The sequence below is a fragment of the Streptomyces sp. NPDC051051 genome (assembly GCF_040682975.1).
In the GTDB taxonomy this organism is placed as follows: Bacteria; Actinomycetota; Actinomycetes; order Streptomycetales; family Streptomycetaceae; genus Streptomyces.
Window position 1 is genome coordinate 1 of the sequence record NZ_JBFBCB010000088.1, and the last position, 16,306, is coordinate 16,306.

A 16,306-nucleotide genomic window follows, 5' to 3' on the forward strand; every position below is an offset into this window, starting at 1 on the left:
GTGATCAGGTGCTTGGAGTAATCGATGTGCAGATCACCGACCCGCACGACGTACCGTCCGGCGCGCCCGGGGTCCGCGGCGAACAACTCGCGCAGCTGCGCCTCGCCGAGTTCCTCGCGGTGCTTGGCCAGAGCGGTCCACTCGGGCGTCTGATCGAGCCTCGTACGGCCGTCTGCGTTCATGTCGGACCCAGCCCTCTTCTCTCACCTGTCCGTGCCGCGCATCTTGTCCCGCTGCGGTCCCAACCTAATTGATCAGCGCGTGACGTGAGCCGTCGTGAGACCGTCGCGCGGTGCGACAAGAGGTACGTGCGCGCGGCCCGCGGGTGTCAGCGCGGCGGCCGACGGGGTGAAAAAGGAAAGCGAGGGCGGCAGGGCGGCAGGGCAGCACGAGCTGACCACCCGGCGGTCGGCCGCCGGTGCGCGGAACAGCTGCGGCCAAGTGCCGTGGGCACCTGGCCGGACCGCAACTCCTAGATCTCGCCCCGCAGTTTGGCGAGCGCCTCGGCGAGGATCGCCTCGCCGTCCGCGTCGCTGCGCCGCTCCCGCACATAGGCGAGGTGCGTCTTGTAGGGCTCGGTGCGGGGAGGGGCCGGGGGGTTGTCCCGGTCCTGCCCGGCAGGGAAGCCGCAGCGCGGGCAGTCCCAGGTCTCGGGAACCTGCGCGTCGCTGGCGAAGCTGGGCACCGTCTCGTGTCCGTTGGAGCACCAGAAGGAGATGCGCAGACGCGGCGCGGACTCGCCGCGCTCGGCCTCGCCCATCGGCCCCGCCCCGACCCGGCTTCCTCGGATCGCGTTGCCACTTGCCACGGTCGTAACTCCCTGCGTGATGGTGCCGCGAAGCGAGTCGGCGTTTCGCTTCGCTGCGAGCGCCTCAGTCTACGTAAGGCCCAACGCGCGTCCAGTGATTGGAGCTACAACCCCCCACACGTAGACGCAAGCCCCATGATAGGCCGCGCTCAGCTGCGCGTACCGAACATGGGGCCTTACGTACGGAATGTGTGCCTGTGAGAGGCTGATCAGCTGTTCGTCTTCATCAGGATGCCGAGGACGATGATGCTCGCGAACCAGAGCAGACCGATCACCACGGTGATGCGGTCGAGGTTGCGCTCGGCGACCGAGGAGCCGCCGACGGAGGACTGCATGCCGCCGCCGAACATGTCGGAGAGGCCGCCGCCCTTCCCCTTGTGCATCAGCACCAGCAGCATCAGCAGCAGGCTGAAGACGATCAGGGCGATCGAGAACCCCAAAACCACGGCTGGACCAACTTCCTCGGATTCGGATGACGACGGGGGCACAGCTTCCGCGCTGTGCCCCCGCAAGGGTACGACGGATCGCCGCTACCGCATACTCACAGCCCGGTCACTGGTCGCGGAAGCGCACGATCTTGACGAACTCCTCGTGGTCCAGCGAAGCGCCGCCGACCAGCGCGCCGTCGATGTCGGCCTGCGCCATGATCTCGGCGACGTTGCCCGACTTCACCGAGCCGCCGTACTGGATGCGGATCTTGTCGGCCACGTCCTGGGAGTACAGCTCGGCGAGCTTGCCGCGGACGGCCGCGCAGACCTCCTGGGCGTCCTCGGCGCCGCAGACCTTGCCGGTGCCGATGGCCCACACCGGCTCGTAGGCGATCACGATCGTCTCGGCCTGCTCGGCCGGGACGTCCTTCAGATCGCCCTCGACCTGGGTGAGGGTGTGCGAGACGTGATTGCCCGCCTCGCGGACGTCCAGTTCCTCGCCGACGCACAGGATCGGGGTGAGACCGTGCTTGTAGGCGGCCTTGACCTTGGCGTTCACCTGCTCGTCGGTCTCGCCGTGGTACTGCCGGCGCTCGGAGTGGCCGATCGCGACGTAGGTGCACCGCAACTTGGCGAGCATCGGGCCGGAGATCTCGCCGGTGTAGGCGCCGCCGTCGTGGGCGGAGATGTCCTGGGCGCCGTACTTGATCTTCAGCTTGTCGTGCTCGACCAGCGTCTGTACGGAGCGCAGGTCGGTGAAGGGCGGCAGGACGGCGACCTCGACGGCCTCGTAGTCCTTGTCCGCCAGGGCGAAGGCGAGCTTCTGGGTGTGGGCGATGGCCTCGAGGTGGTTGAGGTTCATCTTCCAGTTGCCCGCCATCAGCGGCGTACGGGTGCTCATGCGGGGTCAGTCCTCCAGTGCGGCGAGGCCGGGGAGCGTCTTGCCCTCGAGGTATTCGAGGGAGGCGCCGCCACCGGTCGAGATGTGGCCGAATGCGTCCTCGTCGAAGCCCAGCAGACGGACGGCCGCGGCGGAGTCGCCACCGCCGACGACCGTGAAGGCCGGGGAGTCGAGGAGGGCCTGGGCGACCGCCTTGGTGCCCTCGGCGTAATCGGGGTGCTCGAAGACGCCCATCGGGCCGTTCCAGAAGACGGTGGCGGCGTCGGCGAGCTTCGAGGCGTACAGCTTGCGGGTCTCCGGACCGATGTCCAGACCGAGCTGACCTGCGGGGATGGCGTCCGCGGCGACGGTGTTCGGGTTCGACGGCGCCTTGGTCTTCAGGTCCGGGAAGGCGGTGGCGGTCACCACGTCGACGGGGAGGACCAGCTCCACGCCGCTCTTCTCCGCCCGCTCGATGTACTCCTGGACGACCGGGATCTGGTCCTCCTGGAGCAGCGAGGCGCCGACCTCGTAGCCCTTCGCCTTGAGGAAGGTGAACACCATGCCGCCGCCGATGAGGAGGCGGTCCGCCTTGCCGAGCAGCTGGTCGATGACGGCGAGCTTGTCGGAGACCTTGGATCCGCCGAGGGCGACGACGTAGGGCCGCTTGACGTCCTCGGTGAGCTTCTTCAGGACGCCGACCTCGGTGGCGATGAGGTAGCCGGCGGCGTGCGGCAGCCGGGCCGGGAGGTCGAAGACCGACGCGTGCTTGCGGTGGACGGCGCCGAAGCCGTCGCCCACGTACACGTCGGCGAGTTCGGCCAGCTGGTCGGCGAAGGCGCCGCGCTCGGCGTCGTCCTTGGCCGTCTCGCCCGCGTTGAAGCGCAGGTTCTCGATGACGGCGACCTTGCCGTCGGTCAGGCCGGCGACGGTCGAGCGGGCGGAGTCGCCGACCGTGTCGGTCGCGAACGCCACGTCGGTGCCGAGGAGTTCACCGAGGCGCGTGGCGGCCGGGGCGAGCGAGAAGGCCGGGTCCGGGGCGCCCTTGGGGCGGCCCAGGTGCGAGGCGACGACCACCCTGGCGCCCGCGTCCGCGAGGGCCTTGACGGTCGGGAGCACGGCGCGGATACGGCCGTCGTCAGAGATTTCCACAGTGGTGCCGTCGTTCACCAACGGCACGTTGAGGTCGGCGCGGACGAAGACCCGCTTGCCGGCCACGCCTTCGGAGAGGAGTTCGTCGATCGTCTTCATGTAAGGGGCTCCCGGGAGGGCTCGTGTTCTCCGTGATCGTAGAGAGGGCGGGCTGCACGTGAGTCAGGGCCCGGCGACGCGTCCCCGCGCCGTCCGGGCCCTGCCCTCACATCGAGGTGCCTGATCCGTCGATCAGAGCTGGTTGCCGACGAAGACCGTCAGGTCGACGAGGCGGTTGGAGTAACCCCACTCGTTGTCGTACCAGCCGAGGATCTTCACCGTGTTGCCCTCCTGGACCATGGTCAGGGAGGAGTCGAAGGTGCAGGAGGACGGGTCGCTGACGATGTCCGAGGAGACGATCGGGTCCTCGGTGTAGGTCAGGAAGCCCTTGAGGTCGCCGTCCTCGGCGGCCTTCTTGAACGCGGCGTTGACCTCGTCCTTGGTGACCTCGCGCTGGAGCGTCACGACCAGGTCGGTGGCCGAGCCGGTCGGGACCGGGACGCGCATCGCGATGCCGTCGAGCTTGCCCTTGAGCTGCGGCAGGACCAGGGCGGTGGCCTTGGCGGCGCCCGTCGTGGTCGGGATGATGTTCTCGGCGGCGGCGCGGGCGCGGCGCAGGTCCTTGTGCGGGAAGTCCAGGATGCGCTGGTCGTTGGTGTACGCGTGGACCGTCGTCATCAGACCCTTGACGATGCCGAAGTTCTCGTCGAGGACCTTGGCCATCGGCGCCACACAGTTGGTGGTGCAGGAGGCGTTGGAGATGACGTGGTGGTTCGCCGGGTCGTACTTGTCCTGGTTGACGCCCATCACGATGGTGATGTCCTCGTCCTTGGCCGGAGCCGAGATGAGGACCTTCTTGGCGCCGCCGGTGATGTGCTTCTCGGCGTCGGCTTTCTTCGTGAAGATGCCCGTCGACTCGATGACGATGTCGACGCCGAGGTCGCCCCACGGGATGTCGGCGGGGTCGCGCTCGGACAGGACCTTGATGGTGTGGCCGTCGACGGTGATCGTGTCGGCGGTGTGCGACACCTCGGCCTTCAGGCGGCCCAGGATGGTGTCGTACTTGAGCAGGTGAGCGGTTGTCGCGGTGTCACCCAGGTCGTTGACAGCCACGATCTCGATGTCAGCACCCTGCTCCAGCAGCGCGCGGAAGTAGTTACGACCGATGCGGCCAAAGCCGTTGATGCCTACGCGGATCGTCACGAACCGATCTCCTCGTTGGTACGCCGGCCACGAGGTGCCGGCGAGCTGTATTTGGGATGTCCCCGACCACCCCCGACCCTACCTCTCCGAGGCGGCCGGGGTGACATCGACTTCGCCCATACCCGGCAGGGCGGTCCGTACCCACCAGTAGGGGTACGGACCGCCCCGCCCCGAAGGGCCGGTCACCCGATTCGGTCACTCCGTGTCGCACTCGGCCGACCTCTGCGTGTCAGCCGTCAAGTGAGTCGAGGGCCTTTCCGATGAGCGCGGTGCGGTCGGCCGCCGCGGCGACGTGTTCCAGGCCGAAGCCCAGCAGCACGGTGTCGTCGGTGGTGACCGCCCCGTAGGTCCGGAACAGCGTGCCGGTGCGCGCCCAGTCCTTCAGGACGGCCGGGCTGCCCGGGGGCGGTCCGGCGACCTGCCAGGCGCCGAGGGAGGTCTCGAAGCCCTCGGTCTGGGTGGCGGTGCCGCCCACGACGAGCGAGGCCTCGTCGGCGAGGACGCCGTGGCCGCCGCTGCCCGGGTCGGTGACGTAACCGAGCGAGACCTCCACGGTCTTCCCGGCGTGGGCGCTCAGGTCGAAGTCCACCTGCTGCCAGCCGCTGGAGGCGCCGGTGAGGGCGTTCCACGCGCCGGTGGTGCCGGTCGCGGTGCACGCGTCCCCCGTCAGGGTCAGATAGTGCCGCAGCTGCGGGTGCTCCCCGAGGTAGTACCCGGCCCCGCAGTCTGCGGGTACGGCGGTACCGGTGGCGCCGCCGGCCTCGGGCAGGGTCGTCCAGTCGTCGGCCCCGACCGTGTGGATCTCGACCAGCGCGTTGTCGTAGCCCGGTTCGGTGTCCCACAGCAGCTGGGTGCGCAGGGCGGGCCGGTCGGCGGCGGTGACGCCGGTGAGGTCGATGGTGCGGGTGAGGCGCTTGTAGGCGTCGTCGGTGTGGACGGCGGCCGCCATGGCCGTGCCGGCGTACGGCCCGTACGGGGTGGCGGTCCCGGCGAACTGTCCCGCTCCCGCGCTCGCGAACTGCGGGTACGTGGCGGCGGGCAGCTCGTCGGAGGTGACGCCGTAGGTTCCGGCCCGGTCCAGCGGGTTGCCGGGGGCGCCGGCGAGCGGCCCGGTGTACCCGGAGAGCGCTCCGGCGCCGGTGAATCCGGTGGCGCCGGGGGTGGAGGTGCGCGAGTAGGCGCCCAGGTAGTACTGGCTGAAGTCGTCGGACGGGGTGCCGTCGCCGAGGTCGACGTTGCCGCCGGCCAGTTCGCCGGCCTCGATGAGCTTGCCGCCCTCGTTGAGGAAGGCGCGCAACTCCAGCTGGGTCGGATTGCCGGGGACGCCCGCGCCCGTGTAGTGGACGACCGTGCCGAAGTGGCTCAGCACGCCGAGCGCGTCGGGCGCGCCCTGCGTGGCGACGTCCCAGACGACCGCCCTGCGGCCGTTGGCCCGGAGCGCGTCCACGTAGGTCCGCGCCTGCGTGGCGGTCGCGCCCTCCTCGGCGACGACGAGGGTGTCGGCCCGCGGCCGCTCGGCGACCGTGTAGGTGAAGTGCGGGCTGGAGACCTTCCTGCCCCCGGTGGTCTCGCCGGTGAACCACACCTCGACCTCGTCGCCGGGTTCGCCGTCCTGGACCTTCGCCCGGTACTCGTCGTGGAACAGGTTGTCCTCGCCGCCGTAGGTCTCACCGCCCTTCCAGGGCCTGAGCGCCTGGTCGTACGTACGGCCGCCGTTGACGCGGTACTTGAGTTCCTTGTCGCGGATCGCCTTGCGTACGACGACGGAGACCTCCTGGTCGGCGCCGCGCGAGTACGACGTGGTGAAGCCGGCCGGGGTGAAGTCGGCGGCCCCCAGGCCCACGGAGGACTTCGGCTGGTCGGGGCGGGCGGCGCTCTCGGCGACGGAGAGCGCGAAGGGGACGTTCTTCTCGAACTCCTGCTGGATCAGCTTCTCGTCGTCCGGGAAGTTGAACACCGATTGGCAGTCGGCGGCGTTCCACTGGTCGTCCGGGAAGAGGTTCGAGGCCGTCTGGCAGGTCGACATCTCGGGGGTGAACATCGCGGTGCCGTTGACGTTGGAGGCGTGGCCGTCGGCCTCGCCGTTGGTGGTGTACAGCTCCGAGGAGACCTGCGGGCGGTAGCCGGGGATCGCGGAGTTCTCCGGGGTGCCGGCCAGCGCCCGGTAGGCGACGTCGTCCGGGGTGCCGGTGGCGACCTGCCAGCCGACGCCGTAGAGGAGGAGTTCGGCCGCGGAGTGGTAGTTGATGCCGTAGGCGAAGCCGACGCGTTTCTCGAAGGCGTCGAGCGCCTTGGTCTCGGGCTCGGAGTTCGGGCCCGCGCCGCGGTAGGTCTGGCTGGTGGCGTTGGGGGACGAACCCTCGTCGTCGTAGCCCCACTTGTAGGCGAAGTTGCGGTTGAGGTCGACGCCGTCGCCGGTGCGGATCTCGCCGTCGGCGTTGACGTCCCGCAGGTTCTTGCGCCACAGACGGTTGGCAGGGTCCTGGAAGGTGTAGTCGTAGCCGTCGGGATTGGCCGACAGGACGAACCACAGCTCGGTCGAGTCGACGAGCTTCTTGATGCGCTGATCGGTCCGGTAGTTGTCGAGGTAGTGGTGCATCAGCCGCCGGGTCATCTCCGGGGTGATCCACTCGCGCGCGTGCTGGTTGGACATGTACAGCACCGAGGGCTTGGAGCCGTCCTCGGACCTCTTCGCGTTCCTGGTGAGCTTGAGCGCGAGGATGTCCTGACCGCGGACCGTCTTCCCGATGGAGACGACCTTGGTGAGGCCGGGGTTCTGCCGGGCGGTGCGGAGGATCTCCTCCTTGAGGCCGCCGCTGCCGCCGTACGGCCGGAACACGCCGTCGGCCGCGGCCGCCACGCGGTTCTCCGCCCTGGCCGAGAGGGTGTGCTCGGTGAGGGGGACGCCCTGCTTCTCCAGCTTCCGCGCCTGGTCGTCGGTGAGGTACACCTCGACGGTGGCGGTGCCCTGTTCGGGCGCCTGCTCACTGAGTTCGTGGCCGTCCTGGCCGGCCGCCAGCAGCAGGGGTACCTGCTTCTTGGTGACCTCGGCGCGGAAGACCTTGACCTCGCCGGCGTCGGACGTGTCGGAGGTGTCGGAGGAACTTCCGGGCTGTGCCTGGGCGATGGGTGCGATGCTCGCTCCGCCGATCAGGAGCGCGCCGACAGCGAGGATCGATCTCGCTCTACGTCTCATGAACCCCCCTTGCGTGAGTCCGCCACAGCGGCGGACAGAGTCAGGCTCATGACTGTTCATGATCGAGTCAAGGGTGCGTCAAGAAGGCTCAGACGGACGGAAGTTGTCGTCGGCACGGGTGTGCCCAAGGGGAGAAGGCCGGTGTCGCCGGGGGCTACGACGCCGGTGTTGCGGGAGTGACGACGCCGGTGCCGACCGCCCTCTGAGGGGGTCGGCACCAGCGGGTCCGTGACGCGTACCGGCCGTCCGGACCGGGCTCGGCCAGGTCAGGACGTCGGGCGGCCGGGTCCGGTCGGGCGGTCAGCCCACCAGGTTGTCGGCGAGTTCCTCGCTGAGGTTGGCGTCCGTGCCCGGGATGCCGAGGTCCGACGCCCGCTTGTCGGCCATCGCCAGCAGCCGGCGGATCCGGCCGGCGACCGCGTCCTTGGTGAGCGGCGGGTCGGCGAGCGCGCCCAGCTCCTCCAGGGAGGCCTGCTTGTGCTCCATGCGCAGTCGTCCGGCCGCCGCCAGGTGCTCGGGCACCTCGTCGGCGAGGATCTCCAGGGCACGCTGGACGCGGGCACCGGCGGCGACGGCGGCCCGGGCGGAGCGGCGCAGGTTGGCGTCGTCGAAGTTGGCGAGACGGTTCGCCGTGGCCCGCACCTCGCGGCGCATCCGGCGCTCCTCCCAGGCCAGCACCGACTCGTGGGCGCCGAGGCGGGTGAGCAGCGCGCCGATCGCGTCCCCGTCGCGGACCACGACCCGGTCGACTCCGCGCACCTCGCGGGCCTTCGCGGCGATCGACAGCCGGCGGGCGGCGCCGACCAGGGCGAGCGCGGCCTCGGGACCCGGGCAGGTGACCTCCAGGGAGGAGGACCGGCCGGGCTCGGTGAGCGAACCGTGCGCCAGGAAGGCCCCGCGCCAGGCCGCCTCCGCGTCACAGGTGGCACCGGAGACCACCTGCGGGGGCAACCCGCGGATGGGGCGCCCGCGGCCGTCCACCAGACCGGTCTGGCGGGCCAGCTGGTCACCGCCGGCGACCACCCGTACGACGTAACGCGAGCCGCGGCGCAGACCGCCGGGCGCCATCACGATCAGCTCCGAGCTGTGGCCGAAGATCTCCAGGATGTCCCGCTTGAGCCGGCGGGCCGCCATCGCCGTGTCCAGCTCCGCCTCGATCACAATGCGCCCGCTCACCAGGTGGAGGCCGCCGGCGAACCGCAGGATGGCGGAGACCTCCGCCTTTCTGCAGCAGGTCCGGGTGACGGGGAGCCGGGAGATCTCGTCCTTCACCGCTGCCGTCATCGCCATGGGCCGATCCTTCCATGCATCCGAAAAATACGGTCGTACGCGGCGGCCAACAGCTCCGGGTCGTGCCTCGGGGTGCCGTCGGGCCGGGCCACCGGCGCCAGCTCGACCGCGGCCCCGAACCGCTTGGCGGCATCGGTCAGGGAGTCGCGGTCGGGCACGGCGGCCTCGTCGGCCAGCACCACGTCCAGGGCGAGTTTAGGGGCGTGTCGTCCCAAAACCTCCAAATGACGCTGCGGGGAGAAGCCCTCGGTTTCTCCCGGCTGCGGCGCGAGATTGAGCGAGAGTACCCGGCGTGCCTTCGTCTCGGTGAGCGCGTCCAGCAGTTCGGGCACCAGCAGGTGCGGGATGACCGACGAGAACCAGGAACCGGGGCCGAGCACCACCCAGTCCGCGTCGAGGACGGCCGCCACCGCCTCCGGGACGGCCGGCGGGTCGGGCGGCACGAGGTGCACGGACTGCACCTCACCGGTGGTGAGCGCCACGGTCGCCTGCCCGCGCACGGTGTCGACGTCCTCGGGGCGGGCCGGATCGTGCCCCTTGACCAGCGCCTGGAGTTCCAGTGGTACGGCGGACATGGGCAGCACGCGTCCCTGTGCGCCCAGGAGCTTGCCGACCAGGTCCAGGGCCTGGACGTGGTCGCCGAGCTGCTCCCACAGGGCGACGATCAGCAGGTTGCCGACGGCGTGGCCGTTGATCTCGCCCTGCGACTGGAAGCGGTGCTGGATGACCCGGGCCCAGGTCTGCCCCCAGTCGTCGTCGCCGCACAGGGCGGCCAGGGCCTTGCGCAGGTCGCCGGGCGGCAGCACGCCCAGCTCGTCGCGCAGGCGCCCGCTGGAACCGCCGTCGTCGGCCACCGTGACGACACCCGTGAGGTCGCCGGTGATCCGGCGCAGTGCGGTGAGCGAGGCGGACAGGCCCATGCCGCCGCCGAGGGCGACGACCTTGGGCTGGGTGCCGCGACGGCGAGGTCTGCCGCCACGGGCCTCGACCGGCCGGCTCGTGCGCCCTTCCGGCGCCGTTCTGCGCAGCCTGCCCAGCCGCGGAGTGCGTCCCGTCATTCCCGTCCCATGTCCCGGTGCACGACCACCGTCTCCACGCCCTCGGCCGCGAGGCGCGCGGCGAGCTTCTCCGACATCGCGACCGAGCGGTGCTTGCCGCCCGTACAGCCGACCGCGATGGTCACGTAACGCTTGCCCTCGCGACGGTAGCCCGCGGCGACCAGCTGGAGGAGTTCGGTGTACCGGTCGAGGAACTCCTTCGCCCCGGGCTGGTTGAGGACGTAGCCGGAGACCTCCTCGTTCAGGCCGGTGAAGGGGCGCAGCTCCGGGACCCAGTGCGGGTTCGGCAGGAAGCGCATGTCCACGACCAGGTCGGCGTCCACCGGGAGACCGTACTTGAAGCCGAAGGACATCACGGTGGCCCGCAGCTCGGGCTCCTCGTCGCCGGCGAACTGGGCGTCCATCTTGGCGCGCAGCTCGTGCACGTTGAGACTGGAGGTGTCGATCACCAGGTCGGCGTCGCCGCGCAGTTCGCGCAGCAGTTCGCGCTCGGCGGCGATGCCGTCGACGATCCGGCCGTCGCCCTGGAGGGGGTGCGGGCGGCGCACGGACTCGAAGCGGCGGACCAGGGCGTCGTCGGAGGACTCCAGGAACACGATCCGCCGGGTGACGCCCTTGGCCTCGAGGTCGGCGAGGGACTCGCGGAGGTTGTCGAAGAAACGGCGGCCGCGCACGTCGACGACGACCGCGATCCGCGCCACGTTGCCCTGGGAGCGGGCGCCCAGCTCCACCATGGTGGGGATCAGCGCGGGCGGGAGGTTGTCGACGACGAACCAGCCGAGGTCCTCCAGACACTTGGCGGCCGTCGAGCGGCCGGCCCCGGACATGCCGGAGATGATCACCAGCTCGGGGATGGCCGCCTCGGGGATTCCGGGCGGCGTGACGTCGGTACTCACCTGTGCTCCGTCTTCGTGACCTGCGGTGTGCGCGGCGCCGGGGGCGTCCACGGGGTGTTCGGACCCGGCGGGGCCCGCGTCGTGCCGGGGGTGGTGCTGGGGGCGATTCTCGCCGGTCCGGCCGTGTCCCTGCTGAGGGGTGGCCCCGGCGGTTGCCGTGGGCGCAGGCGTGGGCGCGGGCGTGGGTTCTCGCTCCGGTGCGGGTCGTGCGTCGTACTCGGTCATGTCTCCTGCCCCCGTCGGTCTTCCGGGGCGCCCGCTGCCACGGGCTCCCCGGGGGAGCCCGCCGTCGTGTCGGGCTCCTCCTCGTCCATGATCTCTCCGGTCGCCGTGTTGACGGCGGGCGCGGGCGGTGCCGTCCGGGCGAAGGCCGCGGCGATCGTCTCGGCCGTCTTGCGGCCGATGCCGGGCACCTCGCAGATCTGGTCGATCGTCGCCGAACGCAGCCTCTTCATCGAACCGAAGTGCTTGATGAGCGCCTGCCTGCGCGTTTCGCCGAGGCCCGGCACGTCGTCCAGCGGGCCGGCGCGGAACCGCTTGGCCCGCTTGGTCCGCTGGTAGGTGATCGCGAAGCGGTGCGCCTCGTCACGGACCCGCTGGAGCAGGTAGAGGCCCTCGCTGCTGCGGGGCAGGATCACGGGATCGTCGTCGTCCGGCAGCCAGACCTCCTCCAGGCGCTTGGCGAGGCCGCAGACGGCGATGTCGTCGATGCCCAGCTCGTCCAGCGCCCGCTTGGCCGCGGCCACCTGGGGCTGGCCGCCGTCCACGACGACGAGCTGGGGCGGGTAGGCGAACCGCTTGGGCCGGCCGTCGTCCTCGGTGAGGTTGCCGGCCACCGGGCCGTCGGCGGCTCCCGCGGGGAGCTCGGCGGAGCCGGCGACGGCGTCCGTGTCGCCGTCGCCCCACTCCCCCGTCCGCTCCTTGTCGGCGAGGTAGCGGCGGAAGCGGCGGGTGATCACCTCGTGCATCGAGCGGACGTCGTCCTGGCCCTCGAAGCCCTTGATCTGGAAGCGGCGGTACTCGCTCTTGCGGGCCAGGCCGTCCTCGAAGACGACCATGGAGGCCACGACGTCGTCGCCCTGGAGGTGCGAGATGTCGTAGCACTCGATCCGCAGCGGGGCGCTGTCCAGCGCCAGGGCGTCGGCGATCTCCTCCAGCGCGCGCGAGCGCGTGGTGAGGTCGGAGGCGCGCTTGGTCTTGTGCAGGGCGAGGCCCTGCTGGGCGTTGCGCTCCACGGTCTCCATCAGGGCCCGCTTGTCCCCGCGCTGGGGGATGCGCAGCGAGACGTTGGACCCGCGGCGGGCGGTGAGCCACTCCTGGACCGGTTCCAGCGGCTCGGGCAGGGCGGGGACCAGGACCTCCTTGGGCACCGCGTCGCCGGTCTCCTCGCCGTAGAGCTGCTGGAGGGCGTGTTCGACGAGGGCTCCGGTGGTGACCTCCTCGACCTTGTCGGTGACCCAGCCGCGCTGACCGCGGACGCGTCCGCCGCGGACGTGGAAGATCTGGACGGCCGCCTCCAGCTCGTCCTCGGCGACCGCGATCAGGTCGGCGTCGGTCGCGTCGGCGAGCACGACCGCGTTCTTCTCCATGGCCTTCTTCAGGGCCCCTATGTCGTCGCGCAGGCGGGCGGCCCGCTCGTACTCCATCTCCTCGGCCGCCTCCGTCATCTGCTTCTCCAGACGGCGCAGGTAGGTGCCGGTGCGGCCGGTCATGAAGTCGCAGAACTCGTCCGCCAGCTCCCAGTGGTCGTCGGGCGAGATCCGGCCGACGCAGGGCGCGGAGCACTTGCCGATGTAACCGAGCAGGCAGGGACGGCCGGTGCGGGCGGCGTTCCTGAAGACGCCGGCCGAGCAGGTGCGGACGGGGAAGACCCGCAGGAGGAGGTCGACGGTGTCCCGGATCGCCCACGCGTGCGCGTACGGCCCGAAGTACCTGACGCCCTTCTTCTTGTGCCCGCGCATCACCTGCGCGCGCGGGAACTCCTCGTTCATCGTCACCGCGAGGTACGGGTAGCTCTTGTCGTCGCGGTACTTGACGTTGAACCGGGGGTCGTACTCCTTGATCCACGAGTACTCCAGCTGGAGCGCCTCGACCTCCGTGGACACCACGGTCCACTCCACGGACGCGGCCGTCGTGACCATCGTGCGGGTGCGCGGGTGGAGGCCCGCCAGGTCCTGGAAGTAGTTCGCCAGGCGCTGGCGCAGGCTTTTCGCCTTTCCGACGTAGATCACCCGGCGGTGCTCGTCGCGGAACCGGTACACCCCGGGAGAGTCGGGGATCTGTCCCGGCTTGGGGCGGTAGCTGGAGGGGTCGGCCATGTCTCACACCCTACTGGCGCGCGGTGACAGTCCGACGGGGCTGTGGACAACGGCGCGGGGCGTGCGGGGCAAGGGCGCCGACTCGGCCACGGCCGTGCCGCGTTCCGGCGCCACCTGTTGTCGGGGCCAGGTCAACACGCTTCAATGCGGGGAACTCCGGGCGGTGAACCCCGCACTACGGATGTGAAGGCGCGCCCGCGTCGCCGGGGCGGCCCGGACACTCACGCGAACGGTCCGACCAGCCGTCGCGAGCATTCACAGAGAGGCCCCTGCATGCCGCACGCCGCACAGCACGCGGACGCCGACGCGCACACCGCCCCGGAGACCGGCGTGACGGCCGGCCCCCGGCCCGGGCCCGGCGTCGCCGCCGAACTGGACGGGGCCCTGAACGGCGGCCCCTTCCACGTCGCCCTGCGCGCCGCGATCGCCGCTCGGGGGCTGCCCCTCCAGCGCGTCCAGCACCACCTGTCGCGGCACGGGGTCAAGGTCGGGGTCACGAGCCTGAGCTACTGGCAGCAGGGGGCACGGCGCCCGCAGCGCCCGGAGTCGCTGCGGGCGGTGCGCGCCCTGGAGGAGATCCTCCAACTGCCGGACGAGTCGCTGATCCGGCTGCTCGCGGAGCCCGACGGGAAGGTGCCCGCCGGACGGCCGGCCGGACGCACGTACCGGTCGCTCCTGGAGGCCTCGGACGTCCTGGAGGAACTCCTCGTCGAGCTGGAGTGCCCGATGGACGGCGGACTGCGCACCCTGGGCCACCACGAGCGGGTCCGCATCGGGGCCTGCCGCGAACTGGTGGAACGCAAGTCGCAGCACATCGTCCGCGCCCACCGCGACGGCGTCGACCGTTTCGTCGCCGTCCACCACGGGGACCCCGGCTGCGCCCCGGAACGGATGTCCGTGCACGCCCTGGAGAACTGCCGGACCGGCCGCGTCCGCCGGCACCACGACACCGGCGTCCTGGTGGCCGAGTTCCTCTTCGACACCCGCCTGCGCGCCGGCGACACCTTCCTCTTCGGCTACGGCGTCGAGGACGGCACCGCCGGGGCCGCCCGCGAGTACGTCCGCGGTTTCGGCGCCCCCGGCGGCCAGTACGCCCTCCAGGTCCGGTTCGACGAGAGCGCCGTGCCGGTGCGCTGCCACCGCTTCACACGGCACTCCCCGGCAGCCCCGCGCGGCAGCCGTCAGGAACTCCCCCTCAGCCGGCGCCACCGCGCGGTGCACCTCGTCGAGCCGCGGGTGCGGTCGGGCATGGTGGGCATCGGGTGGGACTGGGAGTGAACGGCCGGTCCCCGGCGGGTCAGACGGCCGGCCCCGAAACGATCTTGCCGTTCTCGGTCCTGACCGGGAGCTCGTTCAACGGCACGGTCGCCGGTGCCCGCAGCACCTCGCCGGTCGCGGCGTCGAACTCACTGCCGTGGCAGGGACAGATCAGGGTCGTCCCTTCGAGCTTGTTGATGGGGCACCCCGCGTGCGTGCAGATCGAGCTGTACGCCTTCAGCTCACCGCCCGCGGACCGGCTGACCACGACGTTGTGGTCCCGGTAGAGCTTGGCACCCCCCTTCGCGACCTCGCCGTCCGCGCCCAGTTCGACGGGCGCGGTCGGTGTGGCGGGCGAGGTGGTCCCGCCGGTCGGCGAGCAGGCGGCCAGACCGAGGCCCGCGGCCGGTGCGAGGGCCGCTCCCCGCAGGACGGTACGGCGGGGCGCTGACGGGCGGGCGGACATGCGCATCTCCAGGGTCCGGGGCGGAGGCGGGCCCGGCGGTGCGGGACGGCCGTACGGCACGCGGCCGGCGGGCCGCTGCCCCGCGCACGATACCGGCCGGGACCGCACCGGACGGCGGCGGGTTGCCACGGAATGCCACGGGTTGCGCCGAAGGGGCGGTCACGGAGCGCACGGGGGTGTGGCGGCGGTCGCGAAGGAACGCGCGGCCGCGCGGGGTTGTGCGGACGGCAACGCTTGCGTCAGCGTGTACGTCCGCCGTCCGCCGTCCGGCGGGGGACCACGTCCGCCCCCCGGGGCTTCGTGCGACCCTTGGCCACCGACAGCCCGAGCGGTGTGCTCAGCGAGCCACCGGAGAGGAACCGCCCCGTGATCGTCGTCGCCGGTGAGGCCCTGATCGACCTGGTACCGCAGGGCACTGGCGCCCTCGCGGCTCTGCAGCCGGCCCGCGGCGGCGGCCCGTACAACACGGCCGTGGCCCTGGGCCGCCTCGGCTCCGCGACCGCGTTCTGCTCCCGCGTCTCCTACGACGCCTTCGGCGAGGCGCTCCTCGGCGGGCTGCGCGACTCGGGGGTGGACGTGTCCGCGGTGCAGCGCGGCGCGGAACCGACCACCCTCGCGGTCGCCACGCTCGACGGGAACGGCTCGGCCGCCTACTCCTTCTACGTCGAGGGCACCGCAGACCGGCTGTTCACCGCCCCCGCCGGCCTGCCCGCCGGCAGCCGGGCGGTGTCCTTCGGCACCTGCTCGCTGGTGCTGGAGCCGGGCGCGAGCGCGTACGAGGAGCTGATGCGGACGGCGGCGGCCCAGGGCCTCTTCACCGCTCTGGACCCGAACGTCCGGCCCGGTCTGATCCCCGACGCCGACGCCTACCGGGCGCGCTTCAGGAGCTGGCTGCCCTCGGTGTCCCTGCTCAAGCTCTCCGAGGAGGACGCCCTCTGGCTGGGCGGCACCCCGCGCGACTGGCTGGCCGCCGGGCCCTCCGCCGTCGTGATCACGCACGGCGGCGACGGGCTGACCGCCTTCACCCGGGACGGCTCCGTGTATCCGGTGCCCGGCGAGAAGGTCGACGTCGTGGACACCATCGGCGCCGGCGACACCGTGAACGCGGCTCTGCTGCACGCCCTTTCGGTCCAGGACGCCCTCTCTCCGGCGGCCCTCGCGGGCCTGGGCCGTGACGGCTGGGAACGGCTGCTGCGCTTCGCGGCGCGCGCGGCGGCGATCACCTGCTCGCGGGCGGGCGCGGAACCGCCGTACGCCTCCGAACTCGGCGAGCCGTGAAACGGCGGCGGCGCCCCGCGGGGAGTTCCCCGCGGGG

The 16,306-nt window shown here is 71.5% G+C and carries 13 protein-coding genes and 1 pseudogene; 2 read left to right on the forward strand and 12 right to left on the reverse strand.

What is annotated here, in order from left to right; all coding sequences use genetic code 11:
- The 11 genes and pseudogenes from AB0N31_RS34830 to uvrC form a co-directional block, all read right to left on the reverse strand.
- Window positions 1-182: pseudogene (locus tag AB0N31_RS34830) on the reverse strand (glucose-6-phosphate isomerase); the annotation flags it as partial.
- A gap of 290 nt (window positions 183-472) precedes the next feature.
- Window positions 473-808 carry an RNA polymerase-binding protein RbpA gene (locus tag AB0N31_RS34835; RefSeq protein WP_082412914.1) on the reverse strand — a complete coding sequence of 112 codons (336 nt, stop codon included), beginning with the start codon at window positions 806-808 and terminating at the stop codon, window positions 473-475.
- Between the two features lie 209 nt (window positions 809-1,017).
- The gene (secG, locus tag AB0N31_RS34840) at window positions 1,018-1,248 is read right to left on the reverse strand and encodes a preprotein translocase subunit SecG (RefSeq protein ID WP_356569274.1); all 231 of its coding nucleotides are present in this window, start codon (window positions 1,246-1,248) and stop codon (window positions 1,018-1,020) included.
- 112 nt (window positions 1,249-1,360) lie between these two features.
- The gene (gene tpiA, locus AB0N31_RS34845; RefSeq protein WP_366062534.1) at window positions 1,361-2,137 is read right to left on the reverse strand and encodes a triose-phosphate isomerase; all 777 of its coding nucleotides are present in this window, start codon (window positions 2,135-2,137) and stop codon (window positions 1,361-1,363) included.
- Window positions 2,138-2,143: 6 nt separating this feature from the next.
- On the reverse strand, window positions 2,144-3,367 hold the full coding sequence (locus AB0N31_RS34850; protein WP_366062535.1) for a phosphoglycerate kinase: 1,224 nt from the start codon (window positions 3,365-3,367) through the stop codon (window positions 2,144-2,146).
- 132 nt (window positions 3,368-3,499) lie between these two features.
- Window positions 3,500-4,510 carry a type I glyceraldehyde-3-phosphate dehydrogenase gene (gap, locus tag AB0N31_RS34855; RefSeq protein WP_366062536.1) on the reverse strand — a complete coding sequence of 337 codons (1,011 nt, stop codon included), beginning with the start codon at window positions 4,508-4,510 and terminating at the stop codon, window positions 3,500-3,502.
- Between the two features lie 229 nt (window positions 4,511-4,739).
- Complete coding sequence (locus AB0N31_RS34860; protein WP_366062537.1) at window positions 4,740-7,706, reverse strand: M14 family zinc carboxypeptidase; 2,967 nt, start codon at window positions 7,704-7,706, stop codon at window positions 4,740-4,742.
- Window positions 7,707-8,006: 300 nt separating this feature from the next.
- Window positions 8,007-8,996, reverse strand: a complete 990-nt coding sequence (gene whiA, locus AB0N31_RS34865; RefSeq protein ID WP_189718300.1) for a DNA-binding protein WhiA — start codon at window positions 8,994-8,996, stop codon at window positions 8,007-8,009.
- The gene (gene yvcK, locus AB0N31_RS34870; RefSeq protein ID WP_366062538.1) at window positions 8,987-10,054 is read right to left on the reverse strand and encodes a uridine diphosphate-N-acetylglucosamine-binding protein YvcK; all 1,068 of its coding nucleotides are present in this window, start codon (window positions 10,052-10,054) and stop codon (window positions 8,987-8,989) included. The genes whiA and yvcK overlap by 10 nt, the downstream gene beginning before the upstream one ends.
- Complete coding sequence (gene rapZ / locus AB0N31_RS34875) at window positions 10,051-11,175, reverse strand: RNase adapter RapZ (RefSeq protein ID WP_366062539.1); 1,125 nt, start codon at window positions 11,173-11,175, stop codon at window positions 10,051-10,053. The genes yvcK and rapZ overlap by 4 nt, the downstream gene beginning before the upstream one ends.
- Window positions 11,172-13,268: an excinuclease ABC subunit UvrC gene (gene uvrC / locus AB0N31_RS34880; protein WP_366062540.1), complete on the reverse strand. Its 2,097-nt coding sequence runs from the start codon at window positions 13,266-13,268 to the stop codon at window positions 11,172-11,174. The genes rapZ and uvrC overlap by 4 nt, the downstream gene beginning before the upstream one ends.
- A 273-nt stretch (window positions 13,269-13,541) precedes the next feature.
- Between uvrC and AB0N31_RS34885 the strand changes: the two genes are divergently transcribed.
- Entirely contained in the window at window positions 13,542-14,546 is a 1,005-nt protein-coding gene (locus AB0N31_RS34885) for a hypothetical protein (protein ID WP_366062541.1), read from the forward strand.
- Between the two features lie 19 nt (window positions 14,547-14,565).
- Here the strand turns inward: AB0N31_RS34885 and AB0N31_RS34890 are convergent, their stop codons facing one another.
- Entirely contained in the window at window positions 14,566-14,991 is a 426-nt protein-coding gene (locus AB0N31_RS34890; protein ID WP_366062542.1) for a Rieske (2Fe-2S) protein, read from the reverse strand.
- A gap of 366 nt (window positions 14,992-15,357) precedes the next feature.
- On the opposite strand from AB0N31_RS34890, the gene AB0N31_RS34895 reads away from it, so the two are divergent.
- Window positions 15,358-16,269 carry a carbohydrate kinase gene (locus AB0N31_RS34895; protein WP_366062543.1) on the forward strand — a complete coding sequence of 304 codons (912 nt, stop codon included), beginning with the start codon at window positions 15,358-15,360 and terminating at the stop codon, window positions 16,267-16,269.
- Window positions 16,270-16,306 lie beyond the last annotated feature (37 nt).

Excerpts from the sequence above, each read along its gene's own strand:
- tpiA (WP_366062534.1), bottom strand. The coding sequence starts at position 2,137 with ATGAGCACCCGTACGCCGCTGATGGCGGGCAACTGGAAGATGAACCTC.
- AB0N31_RS34850 (WP_366062535.1), bottom strand. The coding sequence starts at position 3,367 with ATGAAGACGATCGACGAACTCCTCTCCGAAGGCGTGGCCGGCAAGCGG.
- AB0N31_RS34860 (WP_366062537.1), bottom strand. The coding sequence starts at position 7,706 with ATGAGACGTAGAGCGAGATCGATCCTCGCTGTCGGCGCGCTCCTGATC.
- whiA (WP_189718300.1), bottom strand. The coding sequence starts at position 8,996 with ATGGCGATGACGGCAGCGGTGAAGGACGAGATCTCCCGGCTCCCCGTC.
- yvcK (WP_366062538.1), bottom strand. The coding sequence starts at position 10,054 with ATGACGGGACGCACTCCGCGGCTGGGCAGGCTGCGCAGAACGGCGCCG.
- rapZ (WP_366062539.1), bottom strand. The coding sequence starts at position 11,175 with ATGACCGAGTACGACGCACGACCCGCACCGGAGCGAGAACCCACGCCC.
- uvrC (WP_366062540.1), bottom strand. The coding sequence starts at position 13,268 with ATGGCCGACCCCTCCAGCTACCGCCCCAAGCCGGGACAGATCCCCGAC.
- AB0N31_RS34885 (WP_366062541.1), top strand. The coding sequence starts at position 13,542 with ATGCCGCACGCCGCACAGCACGCGGACGCCGACGCGCACACCGCCCCG.
- AB0N31_RS34890 (WP_366062542.1), bottom strand. The coding sequence starts at position 14,991 with ATGTCCGCCCGCCCGTCAGCGCCCCGCCGTACCGTCCTGCGGGGAGCG.